Raw genomic sequence first — 25,110 nt, 5'->3', positions numbered from 1 at the left:
GTTGTCTGCCAGCTTTTCCGGAACCGATAAGCGGGCGTACGCGTCCCCGGCCTGCTCGCCACGACGGCCACCGCCGGGTCAGCTGACCGGAGGCACGCGTCGACCCGGACCGTTCGATATGCCGTTCACGTTTTCTGGAATAAGCGTTTCAGGGCATGGCGGCATCGCCCGTCCTGCGTATTTCCGCAACACGGGACGGGTGATGTCACTGAAGGTCGGGTGTGAGCCGGCCGCTATTCCTGGCGAGCCCGCGTCAGTTCATGTACCCGCGGAGCCGGTAGAAGTTCTTCTTGGCGACGTTGTCCCATTCCTTGGTGCAGGTGTACGTCTGGTACATCCCGATCAGCTTGCGACCGTCACCGACGGCCTGGCAGTCGGACAGGACCTGATAGAGCCCGCCGTCCACCCAGACCCCGGCATATGCCGGGCTTCCCACGAGCGTGACACCGGCCGCCGCGACAGCGACAGCGACGCTTAATCGTCGCGCCAGCTTTTTCATCCCCCGCTCCAATCTTTCGGTTGCTGTTCGTCAATACGATGCTGGTGTCGAAGATGCATGTCAAGCCTTGAAATCGGTGTGGAGGTGTGCGAGTCGAGGTAATCCTGTCCCCCATTCGGGCTACTGCTGGCCAGGTCGGCGTGAGGGTGACCGGTGTTCGGCGGCGAGGGACAGCGGCCGATTTCGACCGCTGACAGGGTGGTGCTCATTGCGCTGCACGGGGGTCGGCACGCTTTACGAGGGCCATCACGTTTACGGGGACCGTCGGGCTTTGCGGGGACCATCGCGTACCACGGGCAGTGGTGAACAATGGTGGATTCCTTGCCGGTCCGGTGCCGCCGGCGGTTCGCCGGGCGCACTCGCGCTCCCGGCGGAGGCGTTGTCCGATGCGCCGACCTGCGCGATCGCCACGTGCGGCGGGCCTCCTCGCGATCACCGCGTGCGGCGGGCCTCCTCGCGTGCGGCGCGGGCCGTGGTCCGGCCGCCGGACCGATCCGGAAACAGGGCGTCCTGATCCGGGAGGGGGGTGGTCGGTCGTCGCACGACCCGGTGCTGGCGCGCGAGCGCTGTCGGTATCCCGTACTAGAGTCGCTGCCGTGACAGCTACGACGCCGCGCCTGCTTCTCGTCGACGGACACTCCCTGGCATACCGGGCGTTCTTCGCCCTGCCGGTGGAGAACTTCTCCACCACGACCGGGCAGCCGACCAACGCGGTCTACGGCTTCACCTCGATGCTGATCAACGTGCTCCGCGACGAGCAGCCCACCCACATCGTGGTCGCCTTCGACGTCTCCCGCCGTTCCTTCCGCACCGAGAAGTACGCGGAGTACAAGGCCGGCCGCAGCGAGACCCCGGCCGACTTCAAGGGGCAGGTCAGTCTGGTCAAGGAGGTCCTCGACGCGCTGCGCATCCCGGTCGTCGAGCGCGAGGGCTACGAGGCCGACGACGTCATCGCCACCCTGGCCTGCCAGGCCCGCGACCAGGGCATGCAGGTGCTGATCAGCACCGGCGACCGGGACGCCTTCCAGCTCGTCGGCGACACCGTGACCGTGCTCTACCCCCGCAAGGGCGTCTCCGACCTGGCCCGGATGGACCCGGCCGCGATCGAGGCGAAATACGGTGTCGGCCCGCAGCGCTACCGCGACCTGGCCGCGCTGGTCGGCGAGACCAGCGACAACCTGCCCGGCATCCCCGGCGTCGGCCCCAAGACGGCCGCCAAGTGGATCACCACCTACGGCGGGGTCGAGGGCGTGATCGCCCACGCCGACGAGATCAAGGGCAAAGCCGGCGACAGCCTGCGCGAGCGGCTCGCCGACGTGATCCGCAACTACGAGATCAACTGTCTGGTCTCCGACCTGGAGCTCCCGATCCGTCCCGAGGACGCCCGCTGGCAGGGCTGGGACCGGGAGGCCGTGCACCAGGTCTTCGACACGCTCCAGTTCCGCATCCTGCGCGACCGGCTCTACCAGTACCTGGAGGCGGTGGAGCCGGAGGCCGAGGCGGGCTTCGACCTGACCGCCGAGGTGCTCACCGCGCCCGGCGCGTTGACCGACTGGCTGGCCACGCACGCCCCGGTCGGCACCCAGGTCGGTGTGGCGGTGAAGACGCCGGCCAAGCCGAAGGAACCCCGCGAGCGTTACGAGCCGCAGCTGGAGGCGCTGGCGTTCGCGCTGGCCACCGGCCCGGCGGCGTGGCTGGACCCGACGACGCTGGCCGAGGCCGACGAGCGCGCCCTGGCCGACTGGTTGGCCGACCCGCAGCAACCGAAGGTGCTGCACGACAGCAAGCACGCCCGGCTGGCCTTCGCCGCCCGGGGCTGGGACCTGGCCGGCGTCGCCCGGGACACCGAGGTCGCCGCCTACCTGGCCCGTCCCGACCAGCGCTCCTACGACCTGACCGACCTGGCGCTGCGCTACCTGCACCGCGAGCTGCGGGTCGACGCGCCGGAGACCGGGCAGCTCACCTTCGACGGCCTCGGTGACGACGGCGAGGCCGAGCAGAACCTGATGCTGCAGGCGCGGGCCACCCTCGACCTGGCCGACGCGATCGACGCCGAGCTGTCCCGCGACGGCGAGCAGTCGGCCCGGTTGATGGCCGAGGTGGAGCTGCCCCTGTCCGAGGTGCTCGCCGCGATGCAGCGCGTCGGCATCGGTGCCGACCTGGACTACCTCCAGGAGCTGGAGGCGCACTTCGCGGGCGAGGTGAAGTCCGCCGCGCAGAGCGCGTACGCCGCCGTGGGGCGGGAGTTCAACCTGGGTTCGCCCAAGCAGCTCCAGGAGTTGCTCTTCGGGGAGCTGGGGCTGCCCAAGACCAAGAAGATCAAGACCGGCTACACCACCGACGCCGACGCGCTCCAGTGGCTGCACGCGCAGAACCCGCACCCGGTGCTGGAGCACCTGCTGCGGCACCGGGACGTGGCGAAGCTCAAGACCACCGTCGACGGCCTGCTCAAGTCGGTCGCCGACGACGGCCGCATCCACACCACGTTCAAGCAGACCGTGGCGGCCACCGGCCGGCTCTCCTCCACCGACCCGAATCTCCAGAACATCCCGATCCGCACCGAGGAGGGCCGGCGCATCCGCCGGGCCTTCGTGGTGGGCGACGGCTACCAGACGTTGCTCACCGCCGACTACAGCCAGATCGAGATGCGGATCATGGCGCACCTGTCCCTGGACGAGGCGCTGATCGAGGCGTTCAACTCCGGCCACGACTTCCACGCCGCCACCGCGTCGTCGGTCTTCACCGTCCCGGTCGGCGAGGTCACCGCCGACCAGCGCCGAAAGATCAAGGCGATGAACTACGGCCTGGCGTACGGGCTGAGCGCCTTCGGCCTGTCCCAGCAGCTCGGCATCACCGCCGAGGAAGCCCGCGGGCTGATGGACAACTACTTCGCCGGTTTCGGCGGGGTGCGTGACTACCTGCACGAGGTGGTGGCCCGGGCCCGCCAGGACGGCTACACCTCCACCGTCCTGGGCCGCCGCCGCTACCTGCCCGACCTGGTCAGCGACAACCGGCAGCGCCGGGACATGGCCGAGCGGATGGCGCTCAACGCCCCGATCCAGGGCTCGGCGGCCGACATCATCAAGGTCGCCATGCTGCGCGTCGACACCGCGCTGCGCGACGCCGGGCTGCGTTCCCGGATGCTGCTCCAGGTGCACGACGAGCTGGTCTTCGAGGTTGCCCCCGACGAGCGGGAGGCGCTGGAGGCCCTGGTCCGGCAGGAGATGGGGGCGGCCTATCCGCTGTCGGTGCCCCTGGAGGTCTCCGTCGGCGCGGGCCGGGACTGGAACAGCGCCGACCACTAGGCCGGTCGGCCACCAGGGCGGTGGCCCGTTGGGCCACGGCCTTTCGGGTCGGTGGTCGGCGACCTGACCAGGGAATTCTGACGGGGACGAGGGGGAGACATGACCACACTCCACGACCGGCCGCACACCGCGCTGCTCGTCGTCGACGTGCAGAACGGCGTCGTCGCGGGGACGCACCGGCGTGACGAGGTCGTCGGCACCGTGGGTGCACTGGTGCGGCGGGCCCGACACGAGGGGGTGCCGGTCGTCTGGGTGCAGCACTCCGACGCCGACCTCGTCCGGGGCAGCGACGACTGGCGGATCGTCCGTGAGCTGGCCCCCGGCGAGGCCGAGCCGCTGGTCGAGAAGCACTACGGCGACTCCTTCGAGGACACTGCGCTGGAGTCGGTGCTGGCCGGGCTGGGTGTCGGGCGACTCGTGGTGGCCGGTGCGCAGACCGACGCGTGTGTCCGGTCGACGCTGCACGGCGCGTTCGTCCGAGGCTACGACACCGTGCTGGTCGGCGACGCCCACACCACGCAGGACCGGACGGCGTGGGGTGCTCCACCGCCCGAGCAGGTCGTCGCGCACACCAACCTCTACTGGGCCCACCAGACGGCGCCGGGACGCACCGCCGGCACGGTCGAGGCGGAGGACGTCGACTTCGCCGCCCCGGCCTGACCTCCGCCGCCCCGGTCGGGGGCGGTCACCGCAGTGGGTCGTGGCCCCAGTTCATCAGCGACCAGCGCCACCTGGTGTCCCGGATGTCACCGGCGGGCCGCTGCGCCAGGTGCCGGTGCACGTACCCGATCACCGTGCGCATGTGCTGGTAGTCGGCAGCCGACAGTTCGGCCCGCTTGCGGCGGAGCAGGTCGACGATCCGCCGCCCGGACGAGTGGCCGACCGACTCGCCGCCGCCGGCACGTCCACCCTTGTGCCAGCCGACGTGCTTGGACTCAGCCGTCTGTAACCAGGAGGACAGCTCGCCGGGCCGCATGTTCACCGCCTCGGTGAACTCGCGGTAGGTCTGCTGCGGATCGTCGGCCCGGCTCATCGCGCACCGCCTCCAGTCGGCGGGCGACGTCGGGTGCCGTCATGGCGGATGCGGAACCTCTGCTCGGCCATGTCCGCCGCGTACCCGGGGGCGGTCCACCGAAACGACCGGTGCGGACCCGGTGCTACGTGACACCCCGGTGATCGGCAGGTGTCCGGTGGTGCCGCTCAGCCCGGCCCCGACGGCCCGGGTGACAAGGAGTCGGTCGGGAGCGGGGCGGGCAGCCGCCACCGGTCAGCTGGCGGTCGGCTTCTCGGTGACGAAGATGGCGGTGCCGGGGAAGAGCCGTCCGCGCAGCGGGCTCCACTGCCCCCAGGTCTCCCGGTGTCCGGCCGGCCACTCGGGCTCCACCAGGTCCAGCAGGCGGAAGCCGGCGTCGACCAGTTCGCGGATCCGGTCGCCGAGGGTCCGGTGCTGCTCGACGTAGCTAGCCACCCCCCGCTCGTCCTGCTCCACGTAGGGCGAGCGGTCGAAGTACGAGTGCACGGCGGTCAGGCCACCCTCGCCGGGGTCGTCCAGGAAGACCCAGCGCATCGGGTGGGTCACCGAGAAGACCCAGCGCCCCCCGGGGCGTAGCACCCGGTGCACCTCGGCCATCAGGGCGGCGGAGTCGTCGACGAACGGGATCGCGCCGAAGGCCGTGCAGGCGATGTCGAAGGACGCCCCGGCGAACGGCAGGGCCAGGGCGTCGGCCTGCACCAGCGGGACGCGTACCCCGGTGGTGCCGGCGGCGCGGGCGGCGTGCCGCAGCATTCCGGCGGAGAGGTCGAAGGCCACCGGCTCCGCCCCCTGGGTGGCCAGCCAGCGGGCGCAGGACGCCGCGCCGCAGCCGACCTCCAGCACCCGCCGCCCGGCGACCTCGCCGAGCAGCCGCGCGTCGGACTCGCGCAGCCCCTCCGGGCACCAGCGGAAGTCGACCTCGCCCAGGAACGCGCCGTGCTCGGCCTGGTAGTCGTCGGCGTCGGCGTCCCACCAGCCCCGGTTGGCCCATCGTGCCTCGGTGGCGCCCACCCGGCGTCGCAGCACCCGCTCGTCGTCGTCCACCAGCTCGTCGTCGTTCACCAGCTCACGCTAGGCCCTGCGGTGGTCTCGCCCGCCGGACCCCGCCGCGCGCGGCGTGCCGGACCGCCGTACGCTGTCGGTCCCGTGGGGTGGATGTGACGGATGAGACACCGGAGGCGCTTTTTCCCCGAAATCTCCGCTTTCGCAGCTGGCGGGTTCGCGAGGACCCGGGAGGCCTTGCACGCTGTGGTAATGCAGCGGGTAGGCTAGACGATGCGCTCGTGGATCGTGTACCTCGGCAGGGAGCAGGTGCGCGGTCGTCGGAGCACCAATGGTCTTCTCTTGACGATCGTTCGGTGTGCCCGGTGGCGGATCCGCTGGCGCGAACGGGTCACTGCGACACCACGCCTGCTGTGACAACCCATCCGACCGGAGCAACCGCCCACATGACGAGCAGCATCGAGGCCCCCTCGAGCGCCACCCGGGTCACCCACGACGATCTCGGTTCCGAGGAGGCTTTCCTCGCCGCGATCGACGAGACCATCAAGTACTTCAATGACGGCGACATTGTCGAAGGCACCGTCGTCAAGGTCGATCGGGACGAGGTCCTGCTCGACATCGGCTACAAGACCGAGGGTGTCATCCCCTCGCGGGAGTTGTCGATCAAGCACGACGTGGACCCCGCCGAGGTCGTCTCGGTCGGTGACCACATCGAGGCCCTGGTCCTCCAGAAGGAGGACAAGGAGGGGCGTCTGATCCTCTCGAAGAAGCGGGCGCAGTACGAGCGGGCCTGGGGCACGATCGAAAAGATCAAGGACGAGGACGGCGTCGTCCGCGGTTCGGTCATCGAGGTGGTCAAGGGTGGCCTCATCCTCGACATCGGGCTGCGCGGCTTCCTGCCCGCCTCCCTGGTCGAGATGCGGCGGGTGCGTGACCTGCAGCCGTACGTGGGCCGCGAGCTCGAAGCCAAGATCATCGAGCTGGACAAGAACCGCAACAACGTGGTCCTGTCCCGCCGGGCCTGGCTGGAGCAGACGCAGTCCGAGGTGCGCACCGAGTTCCTCAACAAGCTCCAGAAGGGGCAGGTCCGCAAGGGCGTCGTCTCGTCGATCGTCAACTTCGGCGCGTTCGTCGACCTGGGCGGCGTGGACGGCCTGGTGCACGTCTCCGAGCTCTCCTGGAAGCACATCGACCACCCGTCCGAGGTCGTCGAGGTGGGCCAGGAGGTCGAGGTCGAGGTCCTGGACGTCGACCTGGACCGCGAGCGGGTCTCGCTGTCGCTGAAGGCGACCCAGGAGGACCCGTGGCGGCAGTTCGCCCGCACCCACGCGATCCAGCAGATCGTGCCGGGTAAGGTCACCAAGCTGGTCCCGTTCGGCGCCTTCGTCCGGGTGGACGACGGCATCGAGGGCCTGGTCCACATCTCCGAGCTGGCCGAGCGCCACGTGGAGATCCCGGAGCAGGTCGTGCAGGTCGGCTCCGAGGTCATGGTCAAGGTCATCGACATCGACCTGGAGCGCCGCCGGATCTCGCTGTCGCTCAAGCAGGCCAACGAGGGCTTCGTCGAGGGCGAGGAGCACTTCGACCCGACCCTCTACGGCATGGCCGCGACGTACGACACCGAGGGCAACTACATCTACCCGGACGGCTTCGACCCGGAGACGGGCGAGTGGCTCGAGGGGTACGACAAGCAGCGCGAGACCTGGGAGAACCAGTACGCCGAGGCGCGTCAGCGCTGGGAGGCCCACACCAAGCAGGTGCAGACCTCCCGGGCCGCCGACGCCGAGGCCGCTGCCAACCCGGCTCCGCCCGTGGCCGCCGGTGGTGGCACCACCACCTCGACCAGCTCGTCGACCCCGAGCCGGCAGGCCGAGGAGCCGGCGGGCACCCTGGCCACCGACGAGGCGCTCGCCGCGCTGCGGGAGAAGCTCGCCGGCGGCAAGTGACCCAGGAGGCTGCCACCGGGTACCACGTCTGACGTCGTACCCGGGCCCGGGTAGCCGCTGACCAGAAGAGCCCCGCCTCCGGTCCACGTTCAGTGGACCGGAGGCGGGGCTCTTTGGCGTCGGCGTCGGATACGGCTACCCCGCTGACACCGCGTGGCGCTCCGGGTGCGAGGCGGCCCGTCGGCGGCGGTCAGGTGCCGCCGGTGCCCGGGGCGGGCTTCCCGGTGCGGTGCGCCGGCAACACGGGCCTGGTGGCGTGGTGGGAGGTGGGGGCGGGGGTGGTGTGGTGGGGCAGGGGCCGATCCGGTTGACTGGGTCGGTGCTGAGGGTGGGGTTGACCGGTGGTATCGGGTCCGGCAAGAGCGCGGTGGCGACCCGACTGGCCGAGCGGGGCGCGATCATCGTCGACTCCGACCGGATCGCCCGGGAGGTGGTCGCGCCGGGCAGTGCGGGGCTGGCCGAGATCGTGGCCGCCTTCTCCGACCGGGTGCTGACCGCCGATGGCGCACTGGACCGGGCGGCGTTGGGCGCGTTGGTCTTCGCCGACGAGGCTGCCCGCCGTCGGCTGGAGGAGATCACCCATCCCCGGGTACGGGCCCGGTCCGCCGAGCTGTCCGCTGCGGCCCCCGCCGACGCGGTGGTGGTCAACGACGTGCCGCTGCTGGTGGAGGTGGGGCTGGCACCGTCGTACCACCTGGTGGTGGTGGTGCAGACGGCCGTGGCCATCCGGTTGGCGCGGCTGGTGCGGGACCGGGGGATGACCCGGGCGGAGGCCGAGCGGCGGATCGCCGCCCAGGCCGACGACGCCCGCCGCCGGGCGGCGGCCGACGTGGTCCTCGACAACGACGGCGGTCTCGACGAGCTGCACGCCGCCGTGGACGCGCTCTGGCGGGACCGCCTGCTGCCCTACGAGCGCAACGTGCGGGAACACCGGGCGGTCCGGGAGGGGTGGGCGGTGCTGACCGAGCCCGACCCGACCTGGCCGCAGCAGTACGCCCGGCTCGCCGCCCGGATCCGGCACGCGCTCGCCCCGGCCGACCTGCGGATCGACCATGTCGGCTCGACCGCTGTGCCGGGGCTGGCCGGCCGGGACGTCATCGACGTGCAGGTGACCGTCCCGTCGCTGGCCGAGGCGGACGGCGTGTTGGCGCGGCGACTCGCCGACGCCGGATTTCCCAGGGTGCCCGACGTCCGGGGGGACGCACCCCGACCGGCAGCCGGCGACGGCGGGGCGGGCCGGGATGAGCGGCTGCACGGCGGTGCCGACCCGGGGCGGCCGGTACGGGTGCACCTGCGGGTGGCCGGATCCCCCGGCTGGCGACACGCCCTGCTGATGCGGGACCACCTGCGCGCCGATCCCGGTCAACGGGCGGCCCACCTGCTGGTGGAGCGGGAGCTGGCGGCGCCGCCCGATCCGGGGTCCACCGCCACGGGCGACCCGTGGTCCGCGGAGGAGTACCTGCGGGCGGAGGCGTGGGCGACCCGGACCGGCTGGCGTCCCTGACCGCAGCCCTCCTCCCCAGCCGGTGCGGACGGCACCGGGAATCGTGCCGTCCGCCGGATCGCGCACTCGGCAGCGTCGTGCCCGTCTGCCGGGTCAGGGCGTCGGCCGAATCGTGCCGCCGGCAGCGTCGTGGCGTCCGCCGGGTCGTGAGGCCGACGTTGCCGTGCGGTGGGGCGCGACGAGTCCCGCCGGCAGCGGCCCGGGGCTCAGGTCCAGCTGCGCCCACAGACCCCCGGTGGTGCGTAGCTCCAGCCGGTGCGGGAACCCGGTGCGGTCCAGCCAGTAGCGCAGTCGCCGGCCCTGCTGGCGTACCTCGAACACGTCCACCGGCCGGTTGGCCCGTCGGTCGCCCCGGATCCGGACGGCCGTGTCGACGCCCGGCGGGCGCCCGTCGGCCTGTAGCGCCGCGTCGACCAGCATGTCCAGCTCGTCGGCCGGCCGACCGCCGAGCCGCCAGCCGGTCCCGGCCGGCGGCGGCAACGGCGGACCGGGGGCGGCGGTGTCCGGCCCGACCGGTACGTCCGCCCGGGCGAAGCCGGTCCGGTCCCGCCGCCGCAGCGTCCGACGGCCGAGGGTGTCCAGCTCGGCGACGGACAGGTAGGAGACATCGGCGGACCAGCTCAACCAGCCGCTGCCGCGCAGGTTGGCGGCGGCCCCGAGGGGGGCCGTCACGGTGACGGCGGCCCCGCTGCCGGCGCGTAGCCGGGTGGCCAGGCGGCCCAGCCGGGCGGCCTCCTCGTCGGTGAGGGCCCGGGGCAGTCCTGGCCGGCCACCGAGCGCGTCGACCGGCCACGGCGTCGGCCGGTCGACCCGGTCCAGCTCGATGGTGACCGGGGTCCCGTCGTCGAGCCGGCCCGCCCAGCGACGCAGCCGGGCGTCCCGGTCCACCCACCAGCGGGGGTCGGTGTCCCTGGCCACCGGTCGACCGGTCGGCCCGGCGGCGGGCCGACCACGGGGCCCGACCGGCGGCAGCGCCGCCTGGAGGACGTCCACCGGGTCGCCGCCGACAGTGTCCCGGCCGAGCCACCGTCCGCCGGTGCGGAGTGGTTCGGCCGGCTCGGCCCGGTCGGCGGCCAGCGCGAACAGGACGGCGAGCGCGCCGTCCAGGCGTCGCCCGGTGGGTCGGTCGCGCAGCCGCCAACGGTCGACGGGAGGCACCAGCGGCGGCCGGGCCGGGGTCACGATCGCCGTGGGGTCGCGACGGTGCACCACCACCGGGCCGGCGGCCTGCACCAGCCCCCGGTCCTGGCCGGCACCCGGACCGCCGACGGCGAGGTAGGCCAGGGGACGCGACCAGTCGACCCAGCCGACCAGGTCGGTACGGCCGGCTGCGGTGCCGACGGCCACCCGTACCCCGGCCCGGACGTCCCGGTAGGCGCTGACCCGGGCGGCTGCCAGCCGCTCGACCTCGTCGCCGGTCAGCGCGCGGGCCGGCGTGGCCGGTGCGGGCGACCAGCTGAGCAGGCCGGCCACCAGGGCGGCGGCGGAGGTGGCCGCGACCGCGCCCAGGACGAGCAGGGTGGCGCTTCGCCGCCCCGGCGTGCGGTCCTCGGGGCCGGCCGGGGCGGTCGTGCCGAGGGCGACCGGTCGGCCGGCGGTTCGGTGTCGCCGGCCGGCACGTCGTCGTCCCGGGCCGGTGCCGGGTGGGTGTCGTGGCCGGTCGGGCGAGGTCTCCACGTGGAGTTGAACGGGCCGGCCGGGGGCGGGGTGACGCCGCCGGGACGGGTGGGGTGGGCGGGCGGTGGCCGGCCGGACGGGCAGGGGCGCTCGCGGCGGCCGGTCTGCGCCAGGGGCGCGACCACGCGGGATGCGCACGCCGGTGATGTCCGGGTGCTGCGACCCCAGGTGCCGGGCGGTGGGAGCCTGTCGAGGCCCGGCCACTGCCGCGGTCGGCCGCCGCGAGCGGCCTACGGTGTCCAGGCTAGCCCTCTGAGATGTGGGCCACAATGGCAATATCGAAGGTGGTCGACTGCTGGCGACGGTCGCGGCACAGTGTCGGACCCGCGGCGTACCGTTGATGTCATGGCGCTCGACATTCCCCGGCTCGACGGTCGCTTCCAGGTCGTCAGTGACTTCCAGCCGGCCGGCGACCAGCCGGCCGCCATTGATGATCTTGAGCGTCGGGTTCGACGTGGCGACCGGAACACCGTGCTGCTCGGCGCCACCGGCACCGGCAAGAGCGCCACCACCGCCTGGCTGGTCGAGCGACTGCAACGGCCGACCCTGGTGCTCGCCCCCAACAAGACGCTCTGCGCCCAGCTGGCCAAGGAGTTCAGCGAGCTGCTCCCGCACAACTCGGTGGAGTATTTCGTCTCCTACTACGACTACTACCAGCCCGAGGCGTACATCCCGCAGACCGACACCTACATCGAGAAGGACTCCTCGATCAACGAGGAGGTCGAGCGGCTGCGGCACAAGGCGACCATGTCGCTGCTCACCCGGCGCGACACGATCGTGGTGGCGACCGTCTCGGCCATCTACGGCCTGGGCACCCCCGAGGAATACCTCGACCGGGCCGTCCGGATCGCCGTCGGGCAGGAGCTGGACCGCGACCAGCTGCTACGCCGGCTGGTCGACATCCAGTACACCCGCAACGACATGGCCTTCCAACGCGGCACCTTCCGGGTCCGGGGCGACACCCTGGAGATCATCCCGGCGTACGAGGAGCTGGCGGTCCGCATCGAGCTGTTCGGTGACGAGGTGGAGAAGCTCTACTACCTCAACCCGCTCACCGGTGACGTGGTCAAGGAGGTCGACCACCTGTTGATCTTCCCGGCCACCCACTACGCGGCCGGTCCGGAGCGGATGGAACGGGCCACCCGCGACATCGAGGCCGAGCTGGGGGAGCGGCTGGCCGAGCTGGAACGGCAGGGCAAGCTGCTGGAGGCGCAGCGGCTGCGGATGCGCACCACCTACGACCTGGAGATGATGCGGCAGGTCGGGTTCTGCTCCGGCATCGAGAACTACTCCATGCACATCGACGGCCGACTGCCCGGCAGTCCCCCGCACTGCCTGCTCGACTACTTCCCGGACGACTTCCTCACCGTGGTCGACGAGTCCCACGTCACCATCCCGCAGATCGGCGGCATGTTCGAGGGCGACGCCTCCCGTAAGCGGATGCTGATCGACCACGGTTTCCGGCTACCCAGCGCCGCCGACAACCGTCCGCTGCGCTTCGACGAGTTCCTGGAGCGGGTCGGCCAACTGGTCTACCTCTCGGCCACCCCGGGCACCTGGGAGATGGAACAGGCCCAGGGCGAGTTCGTCGAACAGGTCATCCGCCCCACCGGCCTGATCGACCCGGAGGTCGTGATCAAGCCGACCAAGGGCCAGATCGACGACCTGATGGACGAGATCAAGCTGCGGACCGAGCGGGACGAACGGGTGCTCGTCACCACGCTGACGAAGAAGATGGCCGAGGACCTGTCCGACTACCTCCTGGAGAACGGCATCCGGGTGCGTTACCTGCACTCCGAGGTCGACACCCTGCGCCGGGTGGAGCTGCTGCGCGAGCTGCGCAAGGGCGACTACGACGTGCTGGTCGGCATCAACCTGCTCCGGGAGGGGCTCGACCTGCCCGAGGTCTCCCTGGTGGCGATCCTGGACGCCGACAAGGAGGGCTTCCTGCGCAGTGGCCGGTCGCTGATCCAGACCATCGGCCGGGCCGCCCGTAACGTCTCCGGCCAGGTGCACATGTACGCCGACAAGATCACGCCGTCGATGGCGTCGGCGATCGACGAGACCAACCGCCGCCGGGCCAAGCAGATCGCCCACAACGAGGCGCACGGGATCAGCCCCGAGCCGCTGCGCAAGAAGATCCACGACATCCTCGACGACATCTACCGTGAGGCGGAGGACACCGAGAATTCCCGGATCGGCGGGGCCGCACGTCAGCTGTCCCGGGGCAAGGCGCCGGTCAAGGAGACCCGCAGCCGCAGCCGGGCCACGGCCGGCACGCCCTCCCGGGAGGGGATGGCCCGCGCCGACCTGGCGCAGCTGATCCAGGAACTCAACGACCAGATGCTCGCCGCCGCCCGCGAGTTGCAGTTCGAGCTGGCGGCGCGGATCCGCGACGAGGTCGCCGACCTCAAGAAGGAACTGCGCGGGATGGACGCCGCCGGGGTGAAGTGACGGCCGCCCTGGTGCTGGACGAGGTGCGCGTCGGGACACCGGCCGGTGGGCTGCGCCCCCTGGTGGGCAGCTACCTGGGTTACCGGGAGAGCCGGCCGGCGCATCCGGGGGGTGTGCCGGCCGGTACGGCGTCGCCACTGGTGCGGCACGAGGCGGCCGGGGCCTTCGTGGTCCTCATCCTCGGCTGGGGCGCCCCGCTGGACGTGCTGAACCCGCGCTCGGCAGCGCACAGCGCGTACCAGGTGGACTCGTTCGTGGCCGGGCCGTACGACGGCTACTGCACGACCTCGACGGTCGGGGCCGGTGCCGGGGTGCAGTTGCTGCTCACCCCGCTGGCGGCCCGTCGGATCCTCGGAGTGCCGCTGGGGGAGTTGGCCAACCGGGCGGTGGCGGTCGACGGGCTGCCCGATCCGTGGCTCGACCGGTTACGGGTCCGGCTGGCCGAGATGTCGGACTGGCCCCGCCGGTTCGCTCTGCTCGACGCGGCGCTCGGGGCCCGACTGGCGGCCACCGATCCGGTCGAGGAGCACCTGGGCCGGGCCTGGGGCCGACTCGCCGGGTCGGCCGGCCGGATCGGCATCGGCGAGCTGGCCGACGAACTGGGCTGGAGTCGCCGGCACCTGACCGCGCGGTTCCGCCGGGAGTTGGGGCTGGGCCCGAAGACGACCGCCCGGCTGCTGCGCTTCCAACGGGCCTACGCGGCCCTGGGGCGGACGCACGCCATGCCCGCGTCGCCCGTCGGGTCGGATCGTCCCGATCCGACGGACGGCTGGGCCGAGTTGGCGGTGCGCTGGGGCTACTACGACCAGTCGCACCTGATCCGGGAGTTCCGGGAGTTCACCGGGGCGACCCCGACGGCGGTCGGCCGGCCGGGTTCCCATTCGTCCAATCCGGGCTGATCCCCGGACGGCACACTCGACGCATGACCAACATCTACCCGACCTTCCGGTATCCCGACGCCCGGGCGGCGATCGACTGGCTCTGCACGGCGTTCGGGTTCCGGGTCCACGCGGTGCACGACGGCCCGGACGGGACGGTGGCGCACGCCGAGCTGGCCCTCGGTGACGGCATCGTCATGCTCGGCACGGGCCGGGGGCGACCGGATCGGCCGGCCGACGACGACTACGCCGTCTACGTGGCGGTCGACGACCTGGACGCCCACCACGACCGGGCGCGGGCGGTCGGGGCGGAGATCGTCCGGGAACCGTTCGACACCGACTACGGTTCCCGTGACTACGCGGCCCGGGACCTCGCCGGTCACGTCTGGTCGTTCGGCACCTACCGGCCCTGACCGGACGGCCCCGAACGGCAGCCGTAGCGAACGGGGGGCTGCCGTTCGGGGCCGTCTCCGACAGCGGCGTCATCCGAATCGGGCTCAGATTATTGTTGCGGTGAGCAAGCAAAGTGTTGCCCTGGGTGATGATCCTGCGTACCCTCCCTCGTGGGGAGGCCGGGATGCCATTGTCATCGAGTCCTGTCATTCGACGCGCGAGGCTCGGCGCCGAGCTGCGCCAGTTGCGCAGACGGGAGGCGCTGACGCTGGAACAGGTCTGTGCCCGGTTGGGCTGGGCCTCCACCTCCAAGTTGTCCCGCATCGAGCTGGGGCAGAGCCGGCCCGACCTGGCCGACGTACTCGATCTGCTGGACGTCTACGAGGTGCCGTCGCCGCAGCGCGAGGCACTGATCGTCATCGCCCGCGACGCGGCGACCGGGCGCGGCTGGTGGAAGGCGCTCGGCGAGATGAGCGAGCGGCAGCGCACCTACGCCGAGCTGGAGGCGGGGGCGGCGTCCATCGTGGAATACCAGCCGACGGTGCTGCCGGGCCTGCTCCAGGCGCCCGGCTACGCCCGGCTGCGGATCACCGCCGGTCGGCTGCTGCACCCGGACGTCGACGTCGAGGCCGATCTGCGGGCCCGGCTCACCCGGCAGGGGGTGTTGCGCCGCCCCGATCCGCCGCAGTACACCGCGTTGCTCGACGAGCGGGCCTGCGATCCGGCGGGTCTGCCCGCCGACGTGTGGCGTGAGCAGTTGGACCAGTTGCTGGCGTTGGCCGAGTTGCCGCACGTGACCATCCGGGTGGTGCCGAGGACGGGGGTCCCGCGTGGTGGCGCGTACCCGTTGACCGCCTTCTCGTGTTACTCGTTCCCCGACCCGGCCGACCCGCGCACGGTGATGCTGGAGGCGCTGACGACCGACGTGCGGCTGGCCTCCGACGCCGACGTCGGTCGCTACGACCGGATGACCGGCTGGCTCTCCGCCGCCGCGCTCAGCGCGGCGGAGACGGTGGAACTACTCGGTCGCAGGGCCGCCGGTCTCGCCGTCGGCCCACCCGCGGTCGCCGTCGGTGCGTCCGGCGGCGGGGGTGCCGCCCACCGTGGGGGAGAGCCGGGCGAAGCGGCCGACGGCCCCGGTACGCGGCCGGCCGGTCCGGGCTCACCCGTAGCGGTTGAAGCCACCCTCGGAGTCGATGACCTGGCCGGTGAGCCAGTCCGCCTCCCGTGAGCAGAGGAAGCGCACCAGCCGGGCCGCCTCCTGCGGGGTGCCCCAGCGCCCGCCCGGGAAGCGCGCGGCCACGGCGGCGTGTGCCTCCGGTGCGGCGTAACCGGTGTCGGTCGGCCCGGGGTTGAGGCAGTTGACGGTGATCCCCCGGGCCATCAGCAGCGGCGCGAGCTGCGTGGTGAGGTTCTCCAGGGCGGCCTTGCTGGCCGCGTAGGCCAACTCGTCGGGCATCGGGCCGAGTCGTTGGCCGCTGGAGAAGAACACCAGCCGGCCGCCGGCCCCGGCGGTGAAGGCGGTGGCGAACGCGTCGGCCAGCAGCAGACAGGCCCGGACGTTGACCAGCAGGTGCCGGTCGACCTGGGTGGCGTCCAGCTCCCCCAGCCGGGTGCTGGTGGAGTAGGCGTGCGCGGCCACCACGGCATCGAGCCGGCCGTGCCGGCGTACCGCCTCGGCGACCAGGGCCGCCGGGGTGCCCGGGTCGAGCAGGTCGGCGGTGATGTGTTCGGCGGAACCAGCCAGATCGGCCAGCAACGCCGGCACGCCGTCGGGGTCACCGCCGTAGGGCTGGGCGTCGTCGAAGTCGGGCAGGCCGGTGAGGAGCAGCCGGTGTCCGTCGGCGGCGAGGGTGCGGGCGACCGCCGCGCCGATGCCGACCCGTCGGCTCACCCCGGTCACCAGGAACACCCGTGCGGTCATGCGGGCCAGTCAACCGGAGCGGGCGCACCGGACGCCACGGATTAACACCACTGCGCCGTAACGGCCGCAACGGTCCACCGGCATAGTGGGGCACCGGCACGGTGGGGCGCCGGCATGGTGGGGCGCCGGCACGGTGGGGCACCGGCACGGTGGGTCGGCGCGCGACCACCGGGCCCGGCACCCCCGAACGTGTCGGGGCCGGTGGGCCGCGCGTGCGCCGCACGATAACCCGGAGGTACGACAGAACCGGCTCGAATCTGATCGACCAAGGTAAATTTCTCTACCCGCCGGGCCGCCCCGAACCGGGACCGCTCGACCGGCCACCCCGAACCGGCCACCCCGAACCGGCCGGCCCGCCGCCGGGTCGACCGCGAAACGACCTGTGGCCCGTGGGGTCGGATGGTGGGACCCGCCGGGCCGACCCGGAACGGCCGGCTCGGCTCAGGCCGGGACGTCGACGAAGTGCTCGACCCGGGGCGGTCCGGCGAAGTGTGGGCCGATCAGCGCCCGCCACCTGTCGAACGCCTCGGTGCCCCGGAAGTTCTCCTCGTGGGCCTGCACCGAGTCCCACTCGACCAGCAGCACGAAGCGGGAGGGGGACTCGATGCCCCGGGTCATCCGGACCGAGCGGCACCCTTCGGTGGCGATGATGATGGCGTGCGCCTCCGCGTAGGCGGCGGCGAAATCGTCCTCGTGTCCGGGCAGTACGTCGATGAGCGCGACCTCAAGCACCATGCTGACAGCCTGCCACGCCCTGCCGAGGCCCCACCGCAGTGGGGCCGAACCCGGCGCGGAGCAGGCGGACCGACTCCGCACCAGCCACACCTAGCCTCCTAGGAAGCCTTGCGGGGTGTGGCGTGGCGCCAGCCGACCCGATCGGCCCCCACCTGCGGCATCACCCCTCGACGGGCGCTGTGGGCGGTCTGCCGCAGCGGAGCGACCGGCGCGGCGACCGGTTTCGGAACGTGATGCTGCCGGCAATGCATGCCGCAGGAGATGCGCCCGTGGCCCTCGATGGTGAACAATGGCGGCCGAGGAGGGGAGTATTCCCTCGCGACGGAGTCGTCAGCACGGTCGAGCGTCACCCCCGACAATCGACCCGGCTCCGCCGGTCGGCGGCCCGTTCGCGGGTCACCGGCGGAAGAGACCTCCGTCAGTCACCAGTGTGTGCGTCGTCGCCCACCCCGCCGTCACGCGGCGTACGGTGTGCCCGACGCCGCGTGTCTGCCGGAGGAATGGATTGAACGTGTCCGGAATGGTGTGGGCGGGAACTCTCGTCGCACTGACGGCTGTGCTCCTCGTCGACCTCTTCATCATCGGTCGCCGGCCGCACGAGCCCAGCGTCCGCGAGTCGAGCCTCTGGGTCAGCTTCTACGTCGGCCTGGCGCTGCTCTTCGGGGCCGGGCTGTGGGTCACCGCGGGCGGCAACGTGGCCGGCCAGTTCTACACCGGTTGGCTGACCGAGTACAGCCTCTCGGTGGACAACCTCTTCGTCTTCGTGATCATCATGGCCCGCTTCGGGGTGCCCCGGAAATACCAGCAGAAGGTGCTGCTCGTCGGCATCGTGCTGGCCCTGGTCATGCGGGGTGGCTTCATCGCCGCCGGAGCGGCGCTGCTCGCCCAGTTCTCCTGGGTGTTCTACATCTTCGGCGCGTTCCTGATCTACACGGCGATCAACCTGGCCCGCCAGGGTGAGCCGGAGGAGGACGAGTTCAAGGAGAACGTGCTGATCCGGTGGAGCCGCAAGGCGCTGCCGATCTCACGGGACTACGACGGGGCGAAGCTCACCACCCACCAGGCCGGCCGGCGGTTGTTCACCCCGATGCTGGTGGTGATGATCGCGATCGGCACCACCGACCTGATCTTCGCGCTGGACTCGATCCCGGCGATCTTCGGGATCACCCAGGAGCCCTACCTGGTCTTCACCGCGAACGTCTTCGCGCTGATGGGTCTGCGACAGCTCTACTTCCTGGTCGGTGGGCTGCTCGACCGGCTGATCTACCTGAGCTACGGCCTGGCGGTGGTGCTCGGCTTCATCGGCGTCAAACTGGTGCTCGAGGCGCTGGCCGACAACAACCTGCCGTTCCTCAACGGTGGTGAGCCGATCGGCTGGGCCCCGCACATCCCGATCTGGTTGTCGTTGACCGTCATCCTCGGCTGCCTCGCCGTGGCGACGGTGGCGAGCCTGGTCAAGTCGTCCCGGGACCGCCGCCGCGAGCTGGTCGAGGCCCGCCGCTGACCGTCGTGACCACGATGGGCGTCACCGCACGTCGGTGACGCCCATCGCCGGTTCGAACCCCGGGTCAGACCCGGTGCGCGCCGACCAGGGTGGCGACCCGGTCGGGCGGCAGCGGCTCCGCCAGCACCCGCCGCTGCCGGTAGCAGGCGTGCAGCATCCGTGGTCCGCTGCCGTCGGTCACCAGGCCGACGTGGTGGACCCGGCGTCCGGGGCGGGCGAAGAAGTAGAGGTCGCCCGGGAGTTCCTCGCCGGCCGGCACCGGGGTGGTGGCCGCCGCCTGGTCGTCGGCATCGCGGGGCAGCGTCACGCCGAACCGCCGCCAGACCAGGTGGACCAGGCCGGAACAGTCGATCCCGTGCCCGGAGAGCCCACCCCAGACGTACGCGACGTCGCGCAGCCGGGCGGCGACGGTGAGCACCTCGTCGGCCGTCGGCGCGACGGTGGGCAGGTCGGTGACGTCCACCTCGGGCACCCACAGGGGATCGGGCCGACCGGGTGCCCGGACCGGTCGCCACCCGTCGACGGCGGGGCCCACGGGCAGGAGCCGGGTGCCGAGGACGACCCCGGGCAGGGTCACCGGGCCGTCCGGGGTGGCGCGCAGGCCGGTGCTGACGGCGTCGACGACCAACGGACCGGGCGGGTCCGCGTCGGGGGTGGCGGGGGTGAGTTGCGCGGTGGGCAGCCAGCCGGGATAGCCGCGCGGGTCACGTCGGGGGGCGGCCTGTTGCACCGCGACCACCTCGGCCCAGCCGCCGGGGCGCAGCGCGGTCACCAGGACCCGTTCACCGAGCAGCAGTTGGCTGAGCACGCAGTCGCCGACCCGTTGGGTGGCGTCCATCCCGGTGATCCAGCCGTCGGTGTCGGACGGCACCGACAGGGCCGGCCGGTCGACCGGGCGGGTCGCGCCGGGGTCGGTCCAGAGGGTGGCGACGGCCACCTGTACGAGGGCCTCGCAGCCCGGCTCCAACTCCACGTCGACCTCCGGCTCACGTGTCGGTGCCTCACCGGACGATAGGTAAGAAAAATGCGGTCATCAACTCTGGTGGTGAACTTTTGTTTCGGTCACCGAGGTGATCCCGAGCCCCGGGGCGTCCGGCAGCACCACCGTGGCGCCCTCGTACCGCAGCCCCCCGCGCACCGGTGACCGGGCCAGCCACCAGGCGGCGTCCAGGTCGGACACGGCACTGGTCGTGTACGCGGCGGCCAGGCTGGCCGCCGCCCCGACACCGACCTGGCTCTCCATCATGGACCCGACCAGGGTGCCCATGCCGTGCGCGCGGGCCAGTTCCAGCAGGGTCCGCGCCGGTCGCAGCCCACCGCACTTGGCGAGCTTGACGTTGACCAGGTCGGCGGCCCGCCGGCGGATCACCTCGACCAGGTCCCGCACCCCGAACACCGCCTCGTCGGCCAGGATCGGCACGCCCACCCGGTCGCCGACCCAGGCCATGCCGTCCAGGTCCCACCGGGCGACCGGCTGCTCGACCAGCTCCACGTCGAGCCCGGCGTCCTCGACGCCCCGGATCACCCGGACCGCCTCGCGCGGCGTCCAGCCCTGGTTGGCGTCCAACCGGATCCGCACCCCCGGGCCGACGGCCGCCCGGACCGCGCGGACCCGTGCCAGGTCGCCGGCCGCATCCGTGCCGACCTTCAGCTTGAGCACGTCGAAGCCCTCGCCCTGCCGTTGCCGGGCCGCCCTGGCCAGTTCCGCGCCGTCCCCGGCCGCCAGCGTGACGTCCGTCGGCACCCGCAGCGCCGTGCCGCCGAGCAACCGCACCAGTGGTACGCCGAGCCGCCGTGCCGCCAGGTCGTGCAGGGCCACGTCCAGCGCGCAGCGGGCCGCCTCGTTGCCGGCCACCGTCGCCGCCATCTCGGCGCAGCGGGCCAGCACGTCGTCGGCGTCCCGGCCGACCACCACCGGGGCGAGCACGTCCCGCACGCACGCCTCCGCGCCGGCCACCGAAGCCCCGGTGACCTGCCACACCTGCGGTGCCTCCCCGTAACCGGACCGACCGTCGTCGTCGGTCACCTCCACCACCAGGGTCCGCACCGTGGTGGTCCGGCGCAGCGCGGTGACGAACGGGGTGTGCAGCGGCGCGGACAGCCGGTGGGTGCGTACCGCGGCGATCGTCATGTGCGGCACCCTATACGCACCATGTCGCCGGAAGGGGAGGCCGATGAGCGTGCGGGACTGGGAGCTGGTGGGCGCACCGAACGCCCGTGACCTGGGCGGACTACCCACCACGGACGGGCGGCGGGTACGCGTGGGCCGGCTGATCCGGACCCCGGCGCTGGGGCGGTTGACCGAGGCCGACCTGACGGTGCTGGGCCGGCTCGCCCCGGCCTGCGTGGTGGACCTGCGCGACGACTCGGAGACCGCGCTCGCCCCGCCGAACCGGCTGGTCGGTGACCCCCGTCTGGTCCGGTTGCCGGTGCTCGACCCGACGCACCCCGGGTTCACCTACCTCTCGGCGGTGCTGCACGGTCACGACCTCGCCGGGTACGACGAGCTGGCCCGGCGGGGTGCGGCGGCGGCGATGGCGGAGGTCTACCGCTGGTTCGTCAGCGCCGCGGTGGCCCGGGAGGGCTTCGCCCACGCGGTACGGTTGGCGGCCGATCCGGCCCACCTGCCGTTGCTGTTCCACTGCTCGGCCGGCAAGGACCGCACCGGGTGGCTGGCGGTGGTGCTGCTCACCGCACTCGGCGTCGACGAGGCGACGGTGCGGGCCGACTACCTGCGGCACAACGACCTGACGGTGGAGTCGCGGGCGACCATGTCGGCGGCGATGCTGCGTCGCCGGCCGGAGCTGGACCCGGAGACGGCGCAGGCGGTGCTGGAGGTCCGCCCCGAGTACCTGGACGCGGGCTACGACGAGGTGCGCCGGGTGTTCGGGTCGTTCGACGCGTACCTGGTGGACGGGTTGGGGGTGACCACCGAGGTCCGCGCCGCCCTGCGGGCGCACCTGCTGGAGTGACACCGGGCTGGCCCGGGCCCAGCCGGGCCGGTCAGCCGATCGTGGCGGGCCGGGCCGTTGCGGGTCAGCCGGCCAGGTCGTGTCGGGCCGCCCAGGCCGTTGCCGAGATCTCCGCGACCAGTCGGCAGGCGTCGTCGAGGTCGTCGTCGGGGGAGGCGGCCAGGTCGGTGGTGGTGCAGACGGCGATCACGTACGCCGGGGCGTCGTCGGGCAGGACCACGCCGGCACCGTGCCGTACCCCGCGTACCCAGCCGTTCTTGTGGGCGATCCGGGTGCCGTCGGGCAGCCCGGCGGCGAGATCCTCCCGGTGCCGCTGGGCCAGCAGCACGTCCAGCATGGCGGCGCAGGCGGCCGGGGAGGCCAGCGGTCCGGGGTGTTCGGCACCGGTGGCCAGCCCGCCGAGCAGCGCCGCCAGGTCGGCCGGGGTGACCAGGTTGGTGATGCCGGCCTCCCGGGCGGCGGCGTCCTCGATGCCCCGACCGGTGACACTGTGCCGGGCCCCGGCGAGCTGCCACGCCTGGGCGACGGCGGGCAGCCCGACCCGGTCGATGATCAGGTTGGTGGCGAGGTTGCTGGACCGGGTGATCATCCGGTCGGCCAGCCAACGCGGGGTGGCCTGCCCGCCCAGCCGCTCCCAGACCGCGTCGTCGTTGTCGTAGTGCCGGGCGCAGGAGAACCGGGGCGCCCCCGGCTGGGCCGAGTCGAACTCGTCGACCACCGGCACCGGGACGTCCAGGTCGAGGGTGCCCGCCTCGGCGGCCCGGTGCAGCGCCAGCAGCACCGCGACCTTCATGGTGCTGGCCGCGTAGTGGGTGGCGTCGGGGGTACGGGTCCAGGTGGCCGGCGCGTCGAGCCGACCCACGTACGCCGAAACGGTGCCGGGCACCCGGTCCAGCCGGGCGTCGAGGTCATCCCAGGTCATGCCGTGACGGTAACGGACCGCCTGCGGGCACGGGGGCCGCCGAAGCGAGGCGACCGGTGGGCACGGCCCCCGTCGTCCGGGCGGCCCGACGGTCGAACCCGCCCACCCCGTCCGCCTTACTCCCGGGCGGCCCGACGGTCGAGCCCGCCCACCCCGTCCGCCTTACTCCCGGGCGGCCCGACGGTCGAGCCCGCCCTACCCGCGCCATCCCGCCGCCGCACTCCGGGCGGCCGGTTCGGCCCCGGTCTCCCGTCCCGTCGGTCGGCTCCCGGTCGGGCAGGGCGGAGCCCCGGGCCGCGCGTGGCGGACCGGGGCTCCGGGGTGGTGCGGGGTGCTGTGGGGTGGTTCAGCCGGCGTGCTTGCGGCGGGCGGCCATCCGACCCCGCTGGGTCTGGTCCAGCACCACCTTGCGGATCCGGACGGCGACCGGGGTCACCTCGACGCACTCGTCCTCGCGGCAGAACTCCAGCGCCTGCTCCAGGGAGAGCTTGCGCGGGGGGATCAGCTTCTCGGTCTCGTCGGACGTCGAGGCCCGCATGTTGGTGAGCTTCTTCTCCTTGGTGATGTTGACGTCCATGTCGTCGGAGCGGGAGTTCTCCCCGACGATCATGCCCTCGTACACCTCGGTGGTCGGCTCGACGAAGAGCTGGCCGCGCTCCTGGAGGTTGATCATCGCGAACGGGGTGACGACGCCCGTCCGGTCGGCCACCAGCGACCCGTTGTTGCGGGTGCGCAGCTCACCGAACCACGGCTCGTACGACTCGAAGACGTGGTGCAGGATGCCGGTGCCCCGAGTGTCGGTGAGGAACTCGGTGCGGAAGCCGATCAGGCCCCGCGCCGGCACCAGCCACTCCATCCGGATCCAGCCGGTGCCGTGGTTGACCAGCTGCTCCATCCGGCCCTTGCGGGTGGCCAGGAGTTGGGTGATCGCGCCCAGGTACTCCTCCGGCGCGTCGATGGTCAACCGCTCGACCGGCTCGCAGGTCTTGCCGTCGATCTCCTTGGTGACCACCTGCGGCTTGCCGACGGTCAGCTCGTAGGACTCCCGGCGCATCTGCTCGACCAGGATCGCCAGGGCCAGCTCGCCACGGCCCTGCACCTCCCAGGCGTCCGGCCGCTCGGTGGGCAGGATCCGCAGCGACACGTTGCCGACCAGCTCCTTGTCGAGCCGGTCCTTGACCATCCGGGCGGTGACCTTGGCGCCCTTGACCCGCCCGACCAGCGGCGAGGTGTTGGTGCCGATGGTCATCGAGATGGCCGGCTCGTCCACGGTGATCAGCGGCAGCGGGATCGGGTTCTCCGCGTCGGCCAGGGTCTCACCGATCATGATCTCGGGGATGCCGGCGACGGCGATGATGTCGCCCGGCCCGGCCGAGTCGGCGGGCTTACGCTCCATGCCCTCGGTCATCAGCATCTCGGAGATGCGGACCCGTTGGGTGTTGCCGTCGGTACGGCACCAGGCCACCGTCTGGCCCTTGCTGATGGTGCCCTGACGCACCCGGCACAGCGCCAACCGACCGAGGAACGGCGAGGCGTCCAGGTTGGTGACGTGCGCCTGCAACGGGGCACCCTCGTCGTAGGAGGGCGGCGGGATGGTGTCGAGCAGGGTCCGGAACAGCGGCTCCAGGCTGGTGCTGTCGCCGGGCACCGAGCCGTCGGCGGGCTGGGTCAGCGAGGCGATGCCGTCGCGGGCGCAGGCGTAGACGATCGGGAAGTCGATCTGCTCCTCGTCGGCGTCCAGGTCGAGGAAGAGCTCGTAGGTGTCGTCCACGACCTCCTTGATCCGGGCGTCGGGCCGGTCCACCTTGTTGATCACCAGGATGATCGGCATCCGGGCCTTGAGCGCCTTGCGGAGCACGAACCGGGTCTGCGGCAGCGGGCCCTCACTGGCGTCGACCAGCAGCACCACCCCGTCGACCATGGTCAGGCCCCGCTCGACCTCACCGCCGAAGTCGGCGTGGCCGGGGGTGTCGATGATGTTGATGGTGACCGGGTCGGAGCCGTCCGCCGGCAGGTAGCGCACGCCGGTGTTCTTGGCCAGGATGGTGATGCCCTTTTCCCGTTCGAGATCCATCGAGTCCATGACGCGCTCGGTGTTCTCACCACGGGCCCCATAGGCGCCGGCCTGCCGCAACATGGCGTCGACCAGGGTCGTTTTGCCGTGGTCGACGTGGGCGATGATGGCGACATTGCGGAGGTCGGTGCGAAGCTGCATACCCTCCATACTCCTGTCTGCGGTTGCCGGGTCAGGTGTCGGGGTCACCCCCGACGCCGCCCGGAACTCGGCCGGAACTGCTGTTGCGGCCGTGCCAGCTGCGGGTCTGCCGCTCCCACCGGCATCCCGCCGGCCCCGGTGGGCCGG

The 25,110-nt window shown here is 72.4% G+C and carries 19 protein-coding genes and 1 pseudogene; 10 read left to right on the top strand and 10 right to left on the bottom strand.

What is annotated here, in order from left to right:
* Window positions 1–253: 253 nt before the first annotated feature.
* Window positions 254–436, bottom strand: coding sequence for a hypothetical protein (locus AB0C22_RS22970; RefSeq protein ID WP_219463790.1), 183 nt, complete (start codon window positions 434–436; stop codon window positions 254–256).
* Between the two features lie 659 nt (window positions 437–1,095).
* Between AB0C22_RS22970 and polA the strand changes: the two genes are divergently transcribed.
* Together polA and AB0C22_RS22960 are read left to right on the top strand one after the other, a co-directional pair.
* A complete protein-coding gene (gene polA, locus AB0C22_RS22965) occupies window positions 1,096–3,804 on the top strand; it encodes a DNA polymerase I (protein WP_219463787.1) in 2,709 nt (902 codons plus the stop codon).
* A 99-nt stretch (window positions 3,805–3,903) separates the two neighbouring features.
* On the top strand, window positions 3,904–4,464 hold the full coding sequence (locus tag AB0C22_RS22960) for an isochorismatase family protein (RefSeq protein WP_357536894.1): 561 nt from the start codon (window positions 3,904–3,906) through the stop codon (window positions 4,462–4,464).
* Window positions 4,465–4,489: 25 nt separating this feature from the next.
* Here AB0C22_RS22960 and AB0C22_RS22955 read toward each other — a convergent pair whose 3' ends face one another.
* Complete coding sequence (locus AB0C22_RS22955; RefSeq protein WP_208569232.1) at window positions 4,490–4,837, bottom strand: DUF3140 domain-containing protein; 348 nt, start codon at window positions 4,835–4,837, stop codon at window positions 4,490–4,492.
* 234 nt (window positions 4,838–5,071) lie between these two features.
* Window positions 5,072–5,881 carry a class I SAM-dependent methyltransferase gene (locus AB0C22_RS22950; protein WP_219470211.1) on the bottom strand — a complete coding sequence of 270 codons (810 nt, stop codon included), beginning with the start codon at window positions 5,879–5,881 and terminating at the stop codon, window positions 5,072–5,074.
* A 404-nt stretch (window positions 5,882–6,285) separates the two neighbouring features.
* Between AB0C22_RS22950 and rpsA the strand changes: the two genes are divergently transcribed.
* Both rpsA and coaE read left to right on the top strand, forming a co-directional pair.
* Window positions 6,286–7,785 carry a 30S ribosomal protein S1 gene (gene rpsA / locus AB0C22_RS22945; RefSeq protein ID WP_208569231.1) on the top strand — a complete coding sequence of 500 codons (1,500 nt, stop codon included), beginning with the start codon at window positions 6,286–6,288 and terminating at the stop codon, window positions 7,783–7,785.
* A gap of 319 nt (window positions 7,786–8,104) precedes the next feature.
* The gene (gene coaE, locus AB0C22_RS22940; RefSeq protein WP_219463785.1) at window positions 8,105–9,289 is read left to right on the top strand and encodes a dephospho-CoA kinase; all 1,185 of its coding nucleotides are present in this window, start codon (window positions 8,105–8,107) and stop codon (window positions 9,287–9,289) included.
* Between the two features lie 93 nt (window positions 9,290–9,382).
* Here coaE and AB0C22_RS22935 read toward each other — a convergent pair whose 3' ends face one another.
* A complete protein-coding gene (locus tag AB0C22_RS22935; protein ID WP_357536891.1) occupies window positions 9,383–10,966 on the bottom strand; it encodes a hypothetical protein in 1,584 nt (527 codons plus the stop codon).
* Window positions 10,967–11,311: 345 nt separating this feature from the next.
* On the opposite strand from AB0C22_RS22935, the gene uvrB reads away from it, so the two are divergent.
* The 4 genes and pseudogenes from uvrB to AB0C22_RS22915 all read left to right on the top strand — a co-directional run.
* Complete coding sequence (gene uvrB / locus AB0C22_RS22930; protein WP_208569228.1) at window positions 11,312–13,420, top strand: excinuclease ABC subunit UvrB; 2,109 nt, start codon at window positions 11,312–11,314, stop codon at window positions 13,418–13,420.
* On the top strand, window positions 13,417–14,319 hold the full coding sequence (locus AB0C22_RS22925; RefSeq protein ID WP_357536889.1) for a helix-turn-helix domain-containing protein: 903 nt from the start codon (window positions 13,417–13,419) through the stop codon (window positions 14,317–14,319). The genes uvrB and AB0C22_RS22925 overlap by 4 nt, the downstream gene beginning before the upstream one ends.
* A gap of 23 nt (window positions 14,320–14,342) precedes the next feature.
* A complete protein-coding gene (locus tag AB0C22_RS22920; RefSeq protein WP_357536888.1) occupies window positions 14,343–14,711 on the top strand; it encodes a VOC family protein in 369 nt (122 codons plus the stop codon).
* Window positions 14,712–14,875: 164 nt separating this feature from the next.
* Window positions 14,876–15,721: pseudogene (locus AB0C22_RS22915) on the top strand (helix-turn-helix transcriptional regulator); the annotation flags it as partial.
* Window positions 15,722–15,853: 132 nt separating this feature from the next.
* On the opposite strand, the gene AB0C22_RS22910 reads toward AB0C22_RS22915, so the two are convergent.
* Both AB0C22_RS22910 and AB0C22_RS22905 read right to left on the bottom strand, forming a co-directional pair.
* Window positions 15,854–16,615: an SDR family oxidoreductase gene (locus AB0C22_RS22910; protein ID WP_357536886.1), complete on the bottom strand. Its 762-nt coding sequence runs from the start codon at window positions 16,613–16,615 to the stop codon at window positions 15,854–15,856.
* A gap of 441 nt (window positions 16,616–17,056) precedes the next feature.
* A complete protein-coding gene (locus AB0C22_RS22905; protein WP_208569225.1) occupies window positions 17,057–17,350 on the bottom strand; it encodes an antibiotic biosynthesis monooxygenase in 294 nt (97 codons plus the stop codon).
* A gap of 505 nt (window positions 17,351–17,855) precedes the next feature.
* Here AB0C22_RS22905 and AB0C22_RS22900 point away from each other — a divergent pair.
* Window positions 17,856–18,854, top strand: coding sequence for a TerC family protein (locus tag AB0C22_RS22900; protein ID WP_219463777.1), 999 nt, complete (start codon window positions 17,856–17,858; stop codon window positions 18,852–18,854).
* 64 nt (window positions 18,855–18,918) lie between these two features.
* Here the strand turns inward: AB0C22_RS22900 and AB0C22_RS22895 are convergent, their stop codons facing one another.
* Entirely contained in the window at window positions 18,919–19,827 is a 909-nt protein-coding gene (locus AB0C22_RS22895) for a C40 family peptidase (protein ID WP_219463775.1), read from the bottom strand.
* A 60-nt stretch (window positions 19,828–19,887) separates the two neighbouring features.
* Window positions 19,888–20,985 (bottom strand): dipeptide epimerase, encoded by a 1,098-nt coding sequence (locus AB0C22_RS22890; RefSeq protein ID WP_357536884.1) that lies wholly within the window; start codon window positions 20,983–20,985, stop codon window positions 19,888–19,890.
* 43 nt (window positions 20,986–21,028) lie between these two features.
* On the opposite strand from AB0C22_RS22890, the gene AB0C22_RS22885 reads away from it, so the two are divergent.
* Window positions 21,029–21,826 carry a tyrosine-protein phosphatase gene (locus tag AB0C22_RS22885; protein WP_357536882.1) on the top strand — a complete coding sequence of 266 codons (798 nt, stop codon included), beginning with the start codon at window positions 21,029–21,031 and terminating at the stop codon, window positions 21,824–21,826.
* A 64-nt stretch (window positions 21,827–21,890) separates the two neighbouring features.
* Here AB0C22_RS22885 and AB0C22_RS22880 read toward each other — a convergent pair whose 3' ends face one another.
* Both AB0C22_RS22880 and typA read right to left on the bottom strand, forming a co-directional pair.
* On the bottom strand, window positions 21,891–22,748 hold the full coding sequence (locus AB0C22_RS22880) for a serine hydrolase (RefSeq protein WP_357013867.1): 858 nt from the start codon (window positions 22,746–22,748) through the stop codon (window positions 21,891–21,893).
* A 346-nt stretch (window positions 22,749–23,094) separates the two neighbouring features.
* Entirely contained in the window at window positions 23,095–24,963 is a 1,869-nt protein-coding gene (gene typA / locus AB0C22_RS22875; RefSeq protein ID WP_357013864.1) for a translational GTPase TypA, read from the bottom strand.
* Window positions 24,964–25,110 lie beyond the last annotated feature (147 nt).

Source organism: Micromonospora sp. NPDC048894 (assembly GCF_040649765.1).
Classification (GTDB): Bacteria; Actinomycetota; Actinomycetes; order Mycobacteriales; family Micromonosporaceae; genus Micromonospora; species Micromonospora antibiotica.
This window is presented reverse-complemented; position numbering and strand designations above follow the sequence as displayed.

What these genes read in the sequence shown, in the direction of transcription:
- AB0C22_RS22890 (WP_357536884.1), bottom strand. Translation starts at nt 20,985, where the DNA reads ATGACGATCGCCGCGGTACGCACCCACCGGCTGTCCGCGCCGCTGCAC.
- AB0C22_RS22920 (WP_357536888.1), top strand. Translation starts at nt 14,343, where the DNA reads ATGACCAACATCTACCCGACCTTCCGGTATCCCGACGCCCGGGCGGCG.
- AB0C22_RS22905 (WP_208569225.1), bottom strand. Translation starts at nt 17,350, where the DNA reads ATGGTGCTTGAGGTCGCGCTCATCGACGTACTGCCCGGACACGAGGAC.
- uvrB (WP_208569228.1), top strand. Translation starts at nt 11,312, where the DNA reads ATGGCGCTCGACATTCCCCGGCTCGACGGTCGCTTCCAGGTCGTCAGT.
- AB0C22_RS22880 (WP_357013867.1), bottom strand. Translation starts at nt 22,748, where the DNA reads ATGACCTGGGATGACCTCGACGCCCGGCTGGACCGGGTGCCCGGCACC.
- typA (WP_357013864.1), bottom strand. Translation starts at nt 24,963, where the DNA reads ATGCAGCTTCGCACCGACCTCCGCAATGTCGCCATCATCGCCCACGTC.
- AB0C22_RS22955 (WP_208569232.1), bottom strand. Translation starts at nt 4,837, where the DNA reads ATGAGCCGGGCCGACGATCCGCAGCAGACCTACCGCGAGTTCACCGAG.
- AB0C22_RS22960 (WP_357536894.1), top strand. Translation starts at nt 3,904, where the DNA reads ATGACCACACTCCACGACCGGCCGCACACCGCGCTGCTCGTCGTCGAC.
- AB0C22_RS22910 (WP_357536886.1), bottom strand. Translation starts at nt 16,615, where the DNA reads ATGACCGCACGGGTGTTCCTGGTGACCGGGGTGAGCCGACGGGTCGGC.
- rpsA (WP_208569231.1), top strand. Translation starts at nt 6,286, where the DNA reads ATGACGAGCAGCATCGAGGCCCCCTCGAGCGCCACCCGGGTCACCCAC.
- AB0C22_RS22885 (WP_357536882.1), top strand. Translation starts at nt 21,029, where the DNA reads ATGAGCGTGCGGGACTGGGAGCTGGTGGGCGCACCGAACGCCCGTGAC.